Source organism: Snuella sedimenti (assembly GCF_016428595.1).
GTDB lineage: Bacteria > Bacteroidota > Bacteroidia > Flavobacteriales > Flavobacteriaceae > Snuella > Snuella sedimenti.
On record NZ_JAELVQ010000030.1, the window covers coordinates 1 to 17,632 of the forward strand.

Here is a 17,632-nt window from a genome sequence, read left to right on the forward strand (position 1 = left end):
AACATCGGAGAAAAGCCAAAAGTATTTTTAAATATGGACTCTCGTTTATTGCAAATGCCTTATTAAATTCTGAAAATCAATATGATACTAACTTATTTCAATTTTTGTCATGTACTTAGACCTTCGATATAAATATCAAGAGGACAGTAAACCTACTTTCCAGAGATGCGATAGCCTCTCATTTAGGATTGAATGATAATGCGTTTTCGGTAGTCGCTTATGAAACTTTGAACGAGGTAAAGAACACTGGGAATTTTGCTTGGACTGAAAACACAGGTACCGTATCGATATGGTTGCTCTGTATGCTTAATCCATCACCCAAAGTTACAGTAGTTGCGCCGATAAGATCTGGAGAAGAGTCTAAATTAGGAACCCGGGTTAATGACAACTATTTTGGTAAAATAAGTGAAGATCGTTTAAAAACTACCGATGACGCAGTTTTTTTTAAGGCTGACAGCAAAAGTAGGGGCAAGATAGGAATCTCTTCAAAGCGTGCTACAAAATACATAGGTAGTTACGATGCAGAGAATGGAATTTTAACAATTTTGGAAATGGCGCAGCCAAAAGTTGATGACAAGTATGTGAATTCAGCATGGGAGATCCAAGAAGATCCGTTTTCGGGAGATGCAATTAATTCCTATAATGACGGTCCTCTGGAAAATGGTGGTCAATTAGGACCATTCTATGAGCTGGAAAGCTCGTCACCAGCACTTTTTTTAAAAGCAGGCGAACATTTTGAACATGTCCAACGGATGTATCATTTTAAAGGAAATCAAACGGTATTGAATAGTATATCAAAGAAACTACTCAGCGTTTCATTGGAAGCTATCGCAAACGCTCTACTACAGTAAACAAAGATTTCTGTTAGCTAATACAGGGTAATACAAAAACAATTTAATCATGAAACAAACATTAAGAAATTTTAAAAATTACTTCACAAAAGGCAATGTTTAAAATTTTTAATGAGAGAACGAGTGTAAGGAGTGGTTGCACACGTTCTTAATTTTATAATTACAATAAAATCAATTAATTACTAAAATTTAAACGTGTGAAAGCCCATAATGGGCATTTGGCAAGTAATAGCCAATACCAACCTATATAATTAAACTACTAATCACAGGTAAGTACAAAAATTTAAATAGATGAAAATAAACTCTTTAATAATTCTAGTTGTCTTTCTTACAATCGTTTCTTGTAATTCCAAGAATTCTAAAAAAGAAGATGTAGTAAAGGTGGAAACCAGTGAAGCAACTCTCCTGCAACGTTGGTCCGTAGATAGGGCGAACAAATGGTATGAAACACAAGGTTGGCTGGTAGGAGCCAATTACGCACCTGCTTCTGCCATTAATCAACTTGAAATGTGGCAGGAAGAAACTTTTGATCCAGACCGTATAGATTTAGAACTCCGATGGGCAGAAGAACTGGGTTTCAATACCATGCGCGTATTTTTGCATGATTTGGTATGGAAACAAAATGCCAAAGCTTATCTAGAGCGAATAGACACTTATCTTGAACTTGCTCATAGTTATGGTATCAAAACCATGTTAGTCTTATTGGACGATGTTTGGGATCCTAACCCAAAACTAGGACAACAAAAAGCACCCATTCTAGGAGTTCACAATTCAGGATGGGTACAAAGTCCTGGGAAGGATGTTTTGATCGATTCTTTACAATGGAAACGTCTTGAGCATTATATAAAAGGTGTGATTTCACATTTTAAAGACGATAAAAGGGTTATTATCTGGGATTTGTATAACGAACCAGGTAACCTTAACAGTAATAGTTATGGAGAATTCGAACCTAAAAATAAAGAAGTTCACTCTTTGAACTTAATGAAGAAAGTTTTCACATGGGCTAGGGAAGTGAATCCATCCCAACCATTGTGTGTTGGTGTTTGGACTTCAATTAATAAACCTTTAAATCAAATGAGTGCCATAGATGCCTATGCCTATAAAAATTCTGATATTATTAATTTTCATTGTTATGCCAATGCCGAAACCACAAGAAGCATGGTTGAACGCTTGGCATCATCTAATCGTCCTTTAATATGTACCGAGTATCTGGCCAGAGCCGTGGGGTCTACATTTAAGGATATACTGCCCGTATTTAAGAAACATCACGTAGCTTGTTACAACTGGGGGTTTGTTTCAGGGAAATCACAAACTATTTATCCATGGGACTCTTGGGAGAAACCTTATAATCAAGAACCTGAGCTTTGGTTTCATGATATATACAGAGAAGATGGAAGCCCCTATAAGATGAAAGAAGTTCAATTTATAAAAGAGTTATTAAGTAAATAAACAAAAATGATGATTAAAGTACTACTAAGTATATTTTGCATACTTACTTTTTCACGGCCTATACTGAGCCAAAATTTAGAATATTATACTAAAGATGAATTAAAATATATTGGAATGCCAGTTGGTGGTATAACCACTGGTCAGGTATATCTAGGTGGAGACGGCCAATTGTGGTATTGGGACATTTTTAATATACAACGCATTAATCCAGGAGGCCCAGGGGATAAATTTTATCTGAATCCAATGGAACAGGATAGGAATTTTGAGCAAGGTTTTGCATTAAGAATTAAGAAACCCGTGCCCCATGCGCTTACCCCTGTTGTTAAACCTCTTAGAATGAATGGTTTTTCAGATATTGCGTTTCGTGGAGAATACCCTATTGGAAAAGTATCGTATAAAGAGGCTGGATTTCCCATAGCCGTAGAACTCAATGCCTTTTCCCCTTTTATTCCTACCGACCATGAATCTTCCGATTTTCCAGCCGTGGTAATGGAATACCAATTGACTAACGAGAGCGATGAAAAGGTGTCTGTAGAACTAATAGGCTGGTTGCAGAACATGGCCAATTACCAAACGGCTTCCAGGGCAGAGGGGGTGCACCATAACAAGATAGTCCGTTTAGGCAGTGCCCTGCATCTCGTATTGTCATCCCAAGCAGGAATTAAAGCTACAGATCTGCCAGATTATGGAAATATGAGCTTAACCCTTATGGAAGGCGAGGATGCCTGGGGAACCCCCAAGGCGCCCGGAGACATTGCTTATAATATTCCCGAAATTGTTCCGTCAACTATTAATGAAAAAACCGTACCATTGGGTGAATGTCTTACCGGAGCTCTTGGAAAAGAAGTCGAACTCCAACCGGGAGAGCGTAGGACGCTTACGTTTATAATTTCTTGGTACTTTCCAAACGTCCACAGAAATGAAAGCGGTTTACACAACTTGATCGGTAAGGAAAACCTACGATACTATTACAGTAAGAAATTTGATTCATCGGCAGATGTAGCCATGAAGCTTATTTCAAACAGAGAAAAGTATATCGGTACTACAAAGCAATGGAATCAAACCTGGTACAATTCGTCGTTACCTACATGGTTTTTGGACAGAACCTTTATAAATACGAGTACATTGGCTACTAGGGCATGTTACCGCTTTGATGATCTTACAGATACGGCTTTTAATGAAGATCGTTTTTACGCTATGGAAGGAGTGTATTTAGGCAATGGGACTTGTACTCATGTTTTCCATTACGAGCAGGCGCTTGGGCGTGTATTTCCCGAACTGGCCAGACAATTGAGGACTCAGATTGATTATGGACTGTCTTATGTAGATAATGGTATCATAAAGTATAGAAGCAAAGATTTTGCCGGCGCTGGCCATCAGGACGGACGTGATTATGCAGTAGATGGTCATGCAGGAACCATACTAAGGGCTTATCGTGAGCATACCACAGCTCCGAACAAGGAATACTTAAATAAGAATTGGTCAAAGATTAAGAAAAGCATCCAATACATGATCGCACATGATGCCGAAAATACAGGAGTTCCCGATGGTATGTTGGAAGGTATTCAGTACAACACACTCGATAGAATGTGGTATGGAAAAATCGCATGGATCAGTAGTTTGTATAATGCTGCTTTGCAAGTTGGTGCTGTTCTGGGTAAAGAAATGGGCGATTCCAAATTTGCTAAGAAATGTGAGCGCATTGCGCGCAGTGGTAAAAAGAATATGGTAGAGGAGTTGTTCAATGGTGAGTACTTCTTTAACATCTTGGATTCTGAAAATCCAGAACCACCTAACTCGTATTTGGGGTGTCATATCGATCAAGTGCTTGGGCAATCGTGGACCAATCAGGTAGGCTTACCTAGGGTGATTCCCAAAAAAGAAACTGTAAGTGCCCTTAAGTCTATTCACAAGTATAACTACTATGAAGATGTTGGATCTTATCTGGATACGGTCGCTATTAAGAATGTTAGGTTTTATGCGCTTCCTGGGGAGCCAGGGACTGTTATGTGCTCCTTTCCAAGGGGAGGGGAAGACAAGGCTCCTGGAAAAGTGCGTTCTGAATGGGAAAAGCTTGCGGTTGGTTATTTTAGTGAGAGTATGACAGGGTTTACCTACCAAGCAGCTGCACATATGATTAGTGAAGAGTTGGTCGATGAAGGTATGCAAATGATTAAGGCCATACATGATAGATACGCGCCCGAAAAGCGAAACCCGTATAATGAGGTCGAATATGGAAACCATTACACCCGAGCCATGTCAAGCTATGGTGCTTTTATAGCCGCTTCAGGTTTTACTTTACACGAACCAAATGGACAGATTGGATTTGCACCCAAAATAGAACCTAATAATTTTAAGTCGGCTTTCATAACTGGGACTAGTTGGGGGACGTTTACCCAGACCAAGCAAGGGGATATACATTCTGCTTCCTTGTCCTTAGCTTTTGGAACACTTAAGCTCAATACGTTCATATTGGTAGCCAATACCAAACCCAAAAAATTGAATGTAAGCCTTAACGGAAATGTAATTGAAAGTGATTACACATTCAGGGATGGTCAGGTTACGGTGTCATTCAAGGACAACGTTGCATTGAAAAAAAATGATCTATTAGCTATTAAAATACAATAACATATGAAATTGTTTAAACATCAAATTATTAAAATCCATAGAGTTGTTTTAATAATCCTTTTAATGGGAATATGGGGCTGCAAAGAAAAAGAAGGGAGATCAAATAATTTGCGGTCTGTGGATGTAAGTACATTAAAGACTTTCGGAACCATGGGAAAGGAGCTTCAAATATTGAATAAGGATGAAGAAACCGAACTTTTTAGCTATGAGGGGAAAGGTTGTATTACGCATATGTGGTTTGGGGGCGACCTAAATGATCATGAAGATATGCGTATTCGTATATATGTAGATGGAGAAGCAGTTCCAGATATAGACATGGAATTGTTTTTAGGACATGGTATCGGCTTTAAGGATAGACATGCCCCTTGGGGAACGGAGGTTATGGGCAATATAGGGGGCACCAGTGGTATATATAATAGCTACAAAGTACCTTTTTCTAAAAGTATTAGGTTTACAGCTCAGTTGGCGCCAACAGCCAATGTAGAAAAACACAATCCAACGTTTTGGTGGATCATTAGGGGAACCGAGAACTTACCCGTTACATTTAATGGCGTAACCCTACCAGAAAACACACGTTTAAAGCTGCACAAAATGGAAAACTATACAGCAGAGCCGCTGGAGGAGTTTACCATGGCCAATGTTAAAGGGGCTGGTATGCTGTATCAGGTGACCATGCAGGCTAAAGGGTTAAGAGATACCGACCATTGGAAAGATTTAAGTTATATGGAATCCTGTATTCGTGCTTATGAAAGTAATAGTACAGAACCTATGTACGTGTCATCCGGGCTTGAAGATTATTTTTTAGGCACCTATTATTTTAATACAGGACGTTATATAAATAAACTGGCTGGATTGACCCATTTTGAGCCTGATAAACAAGAATTCTCGGCGTATCGTTTGCATATTGATGACCCTGTATTTTTTCAAAATGGTCTCCGATTGACCAATCGTTGTGGAGAGAAAATAGGGGACAAAATATTTCATGATCCGCCAAGGACAAAGTATACCACCTATGTTTGGGTCTATGAGTGGTAAATCTGTTTTACAATGAAGGTTTGAAATGAGCCATAACAAATCTTGATACCCACCGAAACCGAAGGTTCAACGACTCCATAAAAAAATAAAAGTGGAGTTAAATGATTATTGGCGAAACCAAAGGTTCACGAACACCTTTGAAAAACAATTATTAACGATGTGAATAATTACATCTGACCTATGAAAAACAATAAAATTTAAACAGATGAAAAACGATTAGTCTTTTTAATATTCAAGTCCTGTTGTCAGGGATAAATACTAAAATAACGAAGTCATCTACTTTAAATATTTATATTTGGACGGTAGATATAAAATTGTCATAACAAAATAAAAGACCAAATATGAAAATGAATAGCTTAATAAAATTATGTTTAGTAGTAATTGTTTTTAATATTCAAAATACTGTTATAGCGCAGTTTAAAGTTGATTCTTCTAGGGTTGTTAGGGTATTGACCTATAATATTTATCATGGGGAGACTGTAGATACTGATAAGAAATTCGATTTAGATTTATTGGCAAAAATAATAAGTGACACCAAGCCAGATTTGGTTGCTATGCAAGAGGTCGATTTTAAAACCAAACGTGCCAGGAATTTTGATTTGGTAACCGAACTGGGTCAGCGCACAAAGTTAGTACCGTTGTTTGGAAGAGCCATGTCTTTTGATGGAGGTGAATATGGTGAAGGTGTTTTATCGCGTTATTCATTTTTAACCACACAGAACCATGCTTTAAAAGCTCGTGAAGGAAAAGAACCGAGAGCGGCTTTGGAGGTTAAGGTTGTTTTAAAAAGTGGAGATACCATTCGTTTTGTGGCTACACATTTAGATCATACTAAAGATGAAACTGATAGAATACATCAAGCAAGAGAAATTAATGCTATTTTTTCGGATGATATGCCTACCATTCTTGCGGGAGATTTAAATGCATTACCAGAAAGTGAGACGATTAAAATATTATCTGAAAAATGGATGCCTTCATTTTTAGATAATGCACCAACCTTTCCAGCCGTAGAACCCACAAAGAAAATAGATTATATTCTTTATAAACCACAAAATAGATGGCGTGTTATAGAAGCACGAGTCATTGATGAAAAAAAAGCTTCTGACCACAGACCGGTTTTAAGTGTTTTGGAGCTATTAAAACCCTAAAAGATTATGTTTTATGGACGAGTTGGTAGATATACTTGATGAACAAGGGAAACATACAGGAAATACATGTTTAAAATCGGTGGCTCATAAAAATGGCTATTGGCACCCTTGTATTCATGTATGGCTTTATACTAAAAAGGGAGAGGTTGTAATACAAAAGCGGGTGGATGATAAAGATACATTTCCAGGTTTATGGGATGTCTCTGTAGCTGGTCATATTGGAGCAGGCGAAGTTCCCTTATTGGCCGCTCAAAGAGAATTGTTTGAGGAATTAGGGGCTGATGTTAAAACGGATGCTTTAGAGTTTATAGGAAATCATACAACAGATCATATGCATAATGCCATGCTTATTGATAGGGAATATCACCATGTATATATCACGGTGCTTACAATACCATTAAGCGATTTGAAATTACAGGCCGAAGAGGTGTCTCAAATAAAATTGATACCTGTAGATAGTTTAAAACACGATTTGTTAGATGATAGATTGAATAAAAGCTACGTGCCGTACAACAAGGAATATGTCACAATGGTGTGCAAGGCCATTAAGGAAAAAGTTAAAAATATTAAAAGGGTTTTATAGTTATACGCAAACCACAAAACCCTTTTAAAACAGTTATTGACTAATTCAAATAATATATTTGTACTATCAAATATATTTAACTCTTCTATAATTATCTACTAGATATTCTGCTAAATATGATACTTTTTTTGCCTTATTTTTATTTAAGTAGGAATAATCTTGTGTTTTGTGCGTAAAAATCTTGTAAAATGCTATAACGCTTGGGTTTATTATTTCCCTAAAAGCATTTTAACTCCAGCTATAATTACAAAGACCCCAAAGATTTTTTTTAAGGTTTGTTGATTTAAGTTAAGTGCTATTTTAGAACCAAAGTAGCCTCCAATTATAAAAAGTACAGCAACAATTAAGGCTATTTTCCAATCGATGACACCGGCCTTGTAGTAGTTGCGCACCGCTAAAAAGGTTACGGGCGGTAACATAACGGCTAAACTCATACCTTGTGCCATATGCTGTGAAAACCCAAGAAAAAATACGAACATTGGAATCATTATAAGTCCGCCTCCCACACCTAGCAATCCACTAAAAATACCTGTTAGTAAGCCTATTGTAACTAAAGTAATAATTGTTGAAGTAGTCATTTTCACACGTTTAAATTTTAGTAATTAATTGATTTTATTGTGATTATAAAATTAAGAACGTGTGCAACCACTCCTTACACTCGTTCTCACATTAAAAATTTTAAACATTCCCTATTGTGAAAAAATGCTTAAATTTTGTTAATGTTCGTTTCATTTGTTTATATTATAACATTTTTCAAATGTAACATTCCTATTAATTACTTTTCTATTTATTCTATATTCTTACACCTAAATCACTATAGTTTTTACTGTAAGGTTTATTGTTAAACCTTTAAATCGCTACTCATACCTGGGTGTTGAGGTACTTTATAGTAACCATCAATAATTTGAACAGGATATTTAAAATGTGATTTTAAATGTGGAATATGTTCCAAAAATAAAGCTTCGTGACCCATTGCAATATGATTGAATAAAACAAGGTGCTGATGGATCTGTCCCATATCTCCAACATGTGGAACCACTGGGATCCCAAATTTTTTAGACATTAGGCTAATGGTGATAAATTCTGAGATGCCTCCAACCCGAACAGCATCTACTTGATTAAAACTCATGCAGCCAGATTGTATAAAATTTTTAAATATGATCTTATTGGGAACATGTTCTCCCAAAGCTAATTTTACGGGAGCTATTTCTTTAGCCAGGCGTACATGGGCGTTAACATCGTCAGGATGCGTAGGTTCCTCAATCCAATATGGGTTAATGTCTTTAAGTGCTTTACATACTTCGATAGCCTTGGGTAAATGCCATTGCTGGTTAGCGTCTAACATAATGGTTGCCTTGTCACCAGCTGTTTTCCTTACCAATTCAGCTCTGCGAATGTCTCGTTGGGAGTCGGCTGAGCCTACTTTAAGCTTCATGGCGGTAAAACCAGCATCCATAGCCTTTTTTATGTTTGCTCTTACCTTGTCGTCACTATAATTAAACCATCCTATTGAGGTGTCGTATCCCGGATAGCCAGTTTGCAATATATTTAGACGTTCTGATTTGGTGGTAGCTTGTTTGGATAGCAGTGAAATAGCCTCTTCGCGTGTTAAAATATCTTCTAAATAGGATAGGTCCAGCGTGTTAACAATATGTTCGGGAGGCAAGTCGATTAGTAGTTTCCAAAGTGGAACCCCTTTAGATTTCGCCCACAGATCGAAACAGGCATTAACCACCGATGCAAGGGCTAAGTGTACAATACCTTTATGGGGCCCTAGCCATCGAAAGTTGGGATCGTCGGTCATAACTTTATAAGTAGACCCAAAGTTTGCCATTAGATCGTTTATCTCTTTACCTTCAATGTGTTTGGATAAGTAATCAATAGCTTGGCAAACAAGTATATTACCTGTGCCCAGAGTAAAAGCTAAGCCAGTACCTTCAATACCACTATCAGTATGTAGTTTACAAACGGCGTAGGCGTAAATAGGGGTTGTATGTACGGCATCTGATCCCGCGCCTTCTTTTAATTCAAATTGGGTATCGACAGAACTTACTTTTTTTATTAAGACAGATTTATTCATTTGTTGATTTTCTATGTATAGTTTTAGGGTTAATAGTTTGTCCTATGGATAATTCCGACCGCGTTAGCTGGTTTGTTTAATTCCAGTACAATTACTGATGCTATGGGGTCGGGTAGGGGTTGAGGTGTTATAATGGTTATGTTGTTTTTATCTTGATTAACAGCTACTTTACTTTTCCCATCCAAGAAATAAGCTTTTTTGATTTTAACCCCTTTAGGAAACGGTAATTTTATATTTTGGTGTTTGTTATTTAAAAGGTGGATGTAAATTTTGTTGTCTTTTTTTGTGCTCACCATGTAATCGGTTGGTAAGTATGGTCCTCCATGCGTATCATATACGGCTTCACCATTTATTTTGAGCCAATCTCCCATTTCCTTAAGACGATCAATTTGACGTTGTTCTATACGGCCGTCTGGCATAGGACCAACATTAAATAAAAGATTGCCATCACCACCGACCGTTTGAAGCAATGTTTGGATACACTCTTTTTTTGATTTTAGTTTATCATTGGGTTTCCATGCCCATTGTTTGGCTATGGTCATACAGGTTTCCCAAGGGGTATTTGTGTTGAATTCTCCTATGCGTTGCTCAGGTGTTAAATAATCGCCTGCATATTTACTACTTCTTGGCTGATCTGTTTTGGTCATGGCTTCGATTTCTTTATCAATTCGATCGTTGATAATAATATCTTTTTTCAAAGTACGCAGGTAGGCATATAATTCCATGCCCATTTCGTGGGTATAAGCATCTTCCCAGCCACCGTCAAACCAGATCAAAAACGGATCGTAATTTTCTATTAGTTCTTTTAACTGGTCTTTCATGTATTGAAAGTAAATAGTCATATCGGATGTTTCTAAAGGCCTGGTGTCATTAGCGTAACGCGTGGCATAATGTTCATGTTTCCAGTCGGCAATAGAATAATATGCTCCAAAAAGTAAACCTTGTTTTTTACATTCAACAGCGAGTTGTTTTGCCACGTCTTTTTTATAAGGTGAATTTGTTATATCATAATCGGTATGTTTAGAGTCCCAAAGACAAAATCCGTCATGGTGTTTTGTGGTAAGCACAATATATTTCATGCCAGCATCTTTGGCTGCTTTTACCCATGCTTTAGCATCAAAAAGCACTGGATTAAATTCTTTATACAGATTGTCATATTCTTCTATTGGGATTTGTTTTCCTCGTGACCAGCCTATTTCTTCACCTCTTAAGGAAACGGGACCCCAATGGATAAACATACCAAAGCGCATAGCCGTAAAATTGTTTATGGCTTGTTTCGGAGATTTTAGATTGGGGTTAGCTTCACCACCACCCATATGTTGCGCATATAAGTTACCTAAGAATAAAATTGTCACAATGAGCAGTACTGATTTTATACGGTAATTGAGATTTTGATACTCTGAGGTTTGTCTCGAAATCAAAATATATTTCTTAAATAATCCTCGTGGCCTTGACCAGTCGTTTGTTGAATTCATAAATTTATTAGTTCTGTTTATTTTAAATTTGAAGGGTTAAAGCCCCCTTTTTCACTAGAGATATAGGCTGCTTCTACCAATTTCATGGTTTCGAAGGCGTCTGCTGTACTATGGGGTAATGCTATGTTTTTATCCAACACATGCCGTTGCAATCCAGCCATGGTACCGACAAAAGCTTCAGGAAACCACCCACCTTTAATTTCAATTTCTTTCCAATCGGTTTGTTTGTCGTCTAAAAGTTTGTATTCAAACTTTGCAGGAACTCCTTTTGGATAATCCATAGATAAACCAATGCGAATTTTTATAGCTCCTTTAGTGCCTTCTATTTTGAAATAAGATTGCTGGTGTTTCAGTCCGAATTCATGACCGTGATTGGTGATTATTCTAGCTTGTGTGCATTCATCATAATCTAAAATCATAGTTGTTCTGGTAGAGGCCAATGCTTTCATCTTGGGATGTTTTAACGTACTGGCATAAATTTTTTGAGGGTTTCCTAAAAAACTGCGAATTAAATCTAAATAATGCACACTGTGATACAGGATTTCCACTCTGGGAAGTTGAAACAAAAAGTCCCATAAATGCCAAGGTGTGTATACACAAACCATAAGCTCCATGTCATATACTTCGCCTAATAGTCCTCGATCTATCATGTCTCTTGCAGCTATAATATAAGGTGCGTAGCGTAACTGAAAATTCACTGCAGAAACGAGTCTTTTTCTTTTGCATATTTCTAGTATTTGCTTGGCTTCTTCTAGCGTTTCACCCATTGGTTTTTGGATAAGAACAGGAGATCCATCCGGTAATTGCTCTAAAATTTCGGCATGTAAATTAGCTGGTAATGCCAAATCGAAAATGGCATTGTGTTTTTGACCTTCAGAGATTATGACTTCCAAGGAGGGGTATACATGTTCTACAATACTAAAATCATTCTTTAGAGCTTCTGCTTTAGAGAGAGTTTGGTCATAAATGCCTAATACTTTAAAACCTGCCATCGTATATGCTGGTAAATGGGCATCTTTTATAATACCTCCAGCTCCAATGATGACTATTGGAATCGGCTTTTCAGGTAATATGGGTTGTTGTGATAAAATCATAGGATTCTTCTTAATATTAATTTCTGTTGCTGTTGCCTTTTTCCTTGTAATGGTTGAGCAGATCTGTTAATTTATTGACTATGTTGGGATGTTGATCATAAAGATTCGTGGTTTCTGATGGATCGTTTGTTAAATTGTATAGCTGTCCGTTTGTAGCAACAGGAATACCTTCAGTTTTTAAGCTTCTACTAAAACCGCCAGAGTCTTTTCCTAATATAAGTTTCCAATCTCCTTTTCTAATAGCAAAGGTTCCATTGATGGAATGGTGAACAATATCCGATCTCACTGCTTTATCTGTGCCCAATAAAAGAGGGGAGATGTCATAACTGTCTTCCATGGTTTTTTCAGCATCGTGAGGGATATCTAAAATAGAAGCCACTGAAGCTATAATGTCTGTTAGACAAATAACCTGATTGCTAATAGTATTGGCTTTTATTTTTTTTGGCCATGAAGCAATAAAGGGTACGCGATGGCCACCTTCCCAAATATCTGCTTTCATACCTTTCCATGGCTTACTTGGGTCATGACCGTATTTTTTAATAGAAGCGATAGGGCCTCCCATATTAGTGCCATCTCTTTGGGGAGAACCATTATCGGAGGTAAAGATGAGCAAAGTATTGTTAAATTGTCCTGATGCTTTTAGGGCATCTACTACCTGGCCGACGGACCAATCTACTTCGTGAACAAAATCACCATAGGGGCCTATTTCGGTTTTACCTCTAAAATTTGAGGCGGGCGCGATGGGAGTATGTGGCGCTGTTAAAGCAAAGTAAAGAAAGAAGGGTTGTTTGGTCTGCGATTGTTCTTTTATGTAATTAACAGCTCTTTTTGTGATTTCGGACATTACATTTTCTAAACTCCAACCTTCGGACATAGGGCCAATTCCGCCATACATGTCTTTAGGTTTTAATTGGTTGGGGATGCTTGTTAGGGTATTGTTCTCAAAAAAAGTATAGGGTGCAAAATTTGGAACATCGTCACCAAAATAATAGTCAAATCCAGCTTCTAGGGGACCACCACCTAAAGGTTTTGAAAAGTCGATGTGTTTCCAAAGGTCGTTACGTCCTTTAAGCTCATAATCTCCAATAGATATGGTGTCATTCATATAGCCGTTAGAGGTATTAGAAGGCCATCTCCACCCTAAGTGCCATTTTCCAATACAAGCTGTTGTGTAGTTTTTAATTTTTAATAGTTTTGGAAGTGTTAATTTGTTTTTAGCTATTAAAGGCTTATCCCACATCCACAATACGCTTTTCTTTAATTCGGTACGCCAAGCATACTGCCCGGTCAATAGGCCATACCGCGTAGGGGTACAAACACTACTGGGCGTATGGGCATCGGTGAATCGAATACCTGTTTGTGCCAACGTGTTAATGTTAGGTGTTGGTATTTTGGAATCGCTATTATAGATTTGAGGATCACCATACCCTAGGTCATCTGCTAAAATAATGACAATATTAGGAGGTGTTGTTTTACTTTTCTTATTTATGTTTTTGCAAGATGTGCAAAGTAATACGATGCTAAAAGGTAAAAGAATATATTTTATTTTATTTCTCATACATTATATTGTTAATTAATGTCATAGGAAACCATTTTTCTACAGCTTTACTTTTGGGGTTTACCTTTTGAAATTGAGAAACATAGTTTTGCCATTCTTTTTCTTGGGGTAGCTTAGCCCATTTTTCACCGTCTTTTTCCATATCAAAATGAGGTGATGTATCCATAATAAGGTAGGCTTGGTATTCATGAAGGTAAATTTCCATGTCCTTTATACCTATAGTGTTCATGTTCTTTAATATTTGGGGCCAAATTGAGTCATATTTATGAAGTTTAATGTACTCGTTTCGTTTGTTTTCATTATTAACAAGCCCTAGTGTCATCACTATTCTTTTACTATTTCTTATTTTTTTTGATAAAGGGTCTTTTAATGGAGCTTTTTGGAAGATTCTACGGAGTTGAACAGCTGTAATCAAATTGATGGTATCGCTGATTAACTTAGCAACTTGATTTGTACTTTTATATTTGTTTAAAGAAATATTTAGGTCGGTTAAATTGAAATTGTAGGTGATATCCAAAATCAAAAAAACAGTTTCTTCGTTTTTATAAAGCTCTAAGCTTACTAGACCAGAAATAGGTAATTCTGTATTAATGTGCTTCTCGATATTTAATGAAAAGCCCAGCTTTTCAAATTCTTTTGTAGAATATGAAAAGCAAAATCGATTTATGTAATTGGCTTTAGACATAACTAATAGAAAATACAGTAGATTATCAGCATGACTGCCACTAACGTAATACTAAGAATGTTTACAGTTTTAGATGATGCTTTTGCTTTTAGGTAAAACGTGTCTGGAATGTGTTGTTCTGAGGTGTCAAAATACGAAACCAGTGCATAAATCACCGAAGAAATAATAAAGTAAACATAGGTTTGTCGCAGCCAGTTGATATCTAAACCCTCTTGGCTTGATACATAATTTTTAATCCCGTTAATTGTTGCATATTTCTCGATGAGAAATATGGTAGCAGCTATTAAACTACCGCCTAATAGTGTCCAAAAGGATGCGTTGGCCGTTCCTTTTTTAGAAAGTATACCCCACAAAAAAACGGCAACTATTGAAGGGGCAAAAATACTGAACATTTGATTGATAAGTTCGAAGATAGCACCTAAATCACCTAGAAATGGCGACCAAGCCACAGCTAATAACAACACTGTAATGCTGGTAATTTTACCAATTCGTATTTTATTAGTATCCGACAGGTTCGGGTTTAATTTATTGAAGACATCATACACGATAAGAGTGGAGCAACTGTTTAATGCAGCGGCTACACTACTCATAACGGCAGCTAATAAGGCAGCAACCATAAGCCCTTTTAGTCCAACAGGCATTAATTTTAAGATCATTATTGGTAATACACTTTTGGTATTTGTGCCTATGTCGTCTTTAAATAGGGCAAAAGCTAAGATACCAGGTATCACCATGATAAATACGGGTAATATTTTTAAAAAGCCCGCGAATAGAGCACCAAGCTTGGCTTGTTTTTCCGATCTGGCGCCAAGTACACGTTGTACAATGGTTTGGTCGGTGCACCAATACCAAATGCCTAATACTAAATGACCAAATAGAATATCCAAAAAGGTAAACCCTTTTTTTGCCTCGTCAAAGCTAACAGCTTTAAGCCTATCGGGATCTACAGCTTCTTTTAAGGCCTCATAGGAGTTGATGCCGATTTCGGGAAGTTTATAGATGGCTAATAGGGTAATGGTTAGTGACCCAATAATGAGAATAACGGTTTGTACGGTTTCTGTAACTACTACCGAAACTAACCCGCCAATAACAGTATAAATGCCTGTTGCTATAGCAATAATAATAATGGATATAAAAATGTTTAAGCCAAACATTTTTTCGAATACAACAGCACCAGCATAAAAGCTAACGCCAATATGCATAAATAGAGCGGCTAGAATACTAAAAACAGCCAATAGAATTCTTGAACGACCGTCGTAACGTTTTTCCAGAAACTCTGGTAGTGTTGTGATTTTTGTTCGCAAGTAAAATGGAACAAAAATAAAAGCTAGTATAATGAGTTCGAAGGCCGAAAACCATTCGAAATTTCCCCATACGATGCCATCTTTAAATCCCGATTCTGCCAAACCGACTAAATGTACCGTAGAAATATTTGAGGCAAAGAGGGAAGCACCTATTACGGCCCATGTCAATGATTTTCCTGCGAGAAAGTAACCTTGACTAGTATTCTTTTTTTTACGACTATACCATAGCCCTACAAAGATTATTAATATAATGTAAAGGATAATGATGGATAGATCTATAGTTGAGATGGATGTCATTGGGTTATGGAATTGGTTTTTGTAATAGTATTATAAGCTTGTAGTCCTTTTGCAGTCATATGTGGAGTTAGTAAATCCCATACATAAGTGGACATTTTTGATTTTTGATTAGTTTCAAAATACGAAAGAACTTCTTGCTGCGATTTCCAGAAGGTGATTAGGATACGAATGGTATGTTGCAGTCGCAAGTACATACCGGGAATGGATTCCTTTTTAAAATACCCAAGTTCAGTAAACCGATCATAAAAATGGCTCATTTGAGCTTTTCGTATTTGAAAAGTTTTATCTAATAAGGCACTTACTTTAGGGTAGTTTCTCGAAATTTCCAATACATCTAAATTAAAAAACAAATAGTCCTTATGGAATTGCTCTAGTTTTGTAAGTAGTTCATTAAAATGTAAAAAAGGATTTTCAGCATCTTTCCCTTCTTTATAAACTTGAGAAATATCTTTTTTCATTTGTTTATAGATAGCCATAAGCAAGGCTTCTTTATTTGGGAAATGATATTCTAGGTTTCCATGACTTATCTTCAGGGCTTTTGCTATGTCACGACTTGTTACATTGGTGACTCCTAGTGTGTTATAAGAGTAAATGGCCTGGTTGATAATACGTTGTTTGGTCTTCATTTTTAGGTGATAGATTCCAAAAATAATAAAATTAGGGCATTTGCCCTAATTTTATTATTTTATTATGATGAAATCATTTTTTTTGATTTAAAATGAATGTATTGAGCCTATTAGCCTAATGAAAGAGATTTAAAAATTAAGCGGGCTGAAACAGTTGTTGTATTTCGTGATAGGCAATTTCATTGAAGTCACTAATAACCTTATCTGCACTTGAGTAATCTTGGTTTTTTGAGTGCAAACTGTCAAAACCTACGCAAAAAATACCAGCAGCATTAGCAGCTTTAATACCATTAGTGGAATCTTCAATAACCATACAATGCTTTTTGTTAAAACCAGAAGCTTCAGCAGCTTTTATAAAGATTTCAGGATGTGGTTTGGAAGCTTTTAAATCGGCGCCACTTAATTTTGCTTTAAAATACTGGTTAAGATCAAAGCGTTCGAAAATCCTGTTAATATTAGGCATGGAAGCAGATGAAGCCAATATCAGGGTTAGTCCGTTGTTATGGTAATCTTGTATAAGTTGTAAAACACCATCTATAAGCTGGAAGTCATTATCGTTATCAAAAAGATATTTAAAGTGTTTTCGTTTAAGAGCAACGAGCATTTCTGGCGTTTTATCAATATTAAATTCCTCACATAAACGTTTGCATATGGTTAACGTGGTTTGCCCAGTAAACGATTCATAAAGTGTGTTTGAAACGTTTATATTAACATCGTCAAACATATTGTGGTAGGCCTTGTGGTGTAATGGCTCGCTATCAACAATTACCCCATCCATATCAAATAAAACAGCTTTTAGCATTTTGAGTTTTTTTTGCG

Annotated in this window: 15 protein-coding genes; 6 read left to right on the forward strand and 9 right to left on the reverse strand. The window is 36.7% G+C overall.

All coding sequences use genetic code 11. The features are described 5' to 3' along the window. The first annotated feature begins 128 nt into the window (after positions 1–128). The 6 genes from JF259_RS15845 to JF259_RS15870 all read left to right on the forward strand — a co-directional run bounded on the left by JF259_RS15845 (position 129) and on the right by JF259_RS15870 (position 7,694). Positions 129–851, forward strand: a complete 723-nt coding sequence (locus tag JF259_RS15845; protein ID WP_317192101.1) for a DUF6786 family protein — start codon at positions 129–131, stop codon at positions 849–851. A 291-nt stretch (positions 852–1,142) separates the two neighbouring features. Then, positions 1,143–2,300 (forward strand): cellulase family glycosylhydrolase, encoded by a 1,158-nt coding sequence (locus JF259_RS15850; protein WP_199116686.1) that lies wholly within the window; start codon positions 1,143–1,145, stop codon positions 2,298–2,300. A 6-nt stretch (positions 2,301–2,306) separates the two neighbouring features. Further along, positions 2,307–4,928: a GH116 family glycosyl-hydrolase gene (locus JF259_RS15855; RefSeq protein WP_199116687.1), complete on the forward strand. Its 2,622-nt coding sequence runs from the start codon at positions 2,307–2,309 to the stop codon at positions 4,926–4,928. Positions 4,929–4,931: 3 nt separating this feature from the next. After that, entirely contained in the window at positions 4,932–5,963 is a 1,032-nt protein-coding gene (locus tag JF259_RS15860; protein ID WP_199116688.1) for a DUF2961 domain-containing protein, read from the forward strand. Between the two features lie 347 nt (positions 5,964–6,310). Beyond that, positions 6,311–7,111, forward strand: a complete 801-nt coding sequence (locus JF259_RS15865) for an endonuclease/exonuclease/phosphatase family protein (protein ID WP_199116689.1) — start codon at positions 6,311–6,313, stop codon at positions 7,109–7,111. 13 nt (positions 7,112–7,124) lie between these two features. After that, positions 7,125–7,694, forward strand: a complete 570-nt coding sequence (locus JF259_RS15870; protein WP_199116690.1) for an NUDIX hydrolase — start codon at positions 7,125–7,127, stop codon at positions 7,692–7,694. 209 nt (positions 7,695–7,903) lie between these two features. Here the strand turns inward: JF259_RS15870 and JF259_RS15875 are convergent, their stop codons facing one another. The 9 genes from JF259_RS15875 to JF259_RS15915 form a co-directional block, all read right to left on the reverse strand. Beyond that, a complete protein-coding gene (locus tag JF259_RS15875; RefSeq protein ID WP_199116691.1) occupies positions 7,904–8,272 on the reverse strand; it encodes a sulfite exporter TauE/SafE family protein in 369 nt (122 codons plus the stop codon). Between the two features lie 263 nt (positions 8,273–8,535). Further along, positions 8,536–9,774, reverse strand: a complete 1,239-nt coding sequence (locus JF259_RS15880; protein WP_199116692.1) for an enolase C-terminal domain-like protein — start codon at positions 9,772–9,774, stop codon at positions 8,536–8,538. A gap of 29 nt (positions 9,775–9,803) precedes the next feature. Further along, positions 9,804–11,249 (reverse strand): alpha-L-fucosidase, encoded by a 1,446-nt coding sequence (locus JF259_RS15885; RefSeq protein WP_199116693.1) that lies wholly within the window; start codon positions 11,247–11,249, stop codon positions 9,804–9,806. A 17-nt stretch (positions 11,250–11,266) separates the two neighbouring features. Beyond that, positions 11,267–12,343, reverse strand: a complete 1,077-nt coding sequence (locus JF259_RS15890; protein ID WP_199116694.1) for a Gfo/Idh/MocA family protein — start codon at positions 12,341–12,343, stop codon at positions 11,267–11,269. Between the two features lie 16 nt (positions 12,344–12,359). Further along, the gene (locus JF259_RS15895; RefSeq protein ID WP_199116695.1) at positions 12,360–13,901 is read right to left on the reverse strand and encodes a sulfatase family protein; all 1,542 of its coding nucleotides are present in this window, start codon (positions 13,899–13,901) and stop codon (positions 12,360–12,362) included. After that, positions 13,891–14,586, reverse strand: a complete 696-nt coding sequence (locus JF259_RS15900; protein ID WP_199116696.1) for an L-rhamnose mutarotase — start codon at positions 14,584–14,586, stop codon at positions 13,891–13,893. Before JF259_RS15900 ends, JF259_RS15895 begins: the two co-directional genes overlap by 11 nt. A gap of 2 nt (positions 14,587–14,588) precedes the next feature. Further along, complete coding sequence (locus JF259_RS15905; protein WP_199116697.1) at positions 14,589–16,187, reverse strand: sodium:solute symporter family transporter; 1,599 nt, start codon at positions 16,185–16,187, stop codon at positions 14,589–14,591. Beyond that, positions 16,184–16,813, reverse strand: a complete 630-nt coding sequence (locus JF259_RS15910; RefSeq protein ID WP_199116698.1) for a TetR/AcrR family transcriptional regulator — start codon at positions 16,811–16,813, stop codon at positions 16,184–16,186. The genes JF259_RS15905 and JF259_RS15910 overlap by 4 nt, the downstream gene beginning before the upstream one ends. 136 nt (positions 16,814–16,949) lie before the next feature. After that, positions 16,950–17,615: an HAD family hydrolase gene (locus tag JF259_RS15915; RefSeq protein WP_199116699.1), complete on the reverse strand. Its 666-nt coding sequence runs from the start codon at positions 17,613–17,615 to the stop codon at positions 16,950–16,952. Positions 17,616–17,632 lie beyond the last annotated feature (17 nt).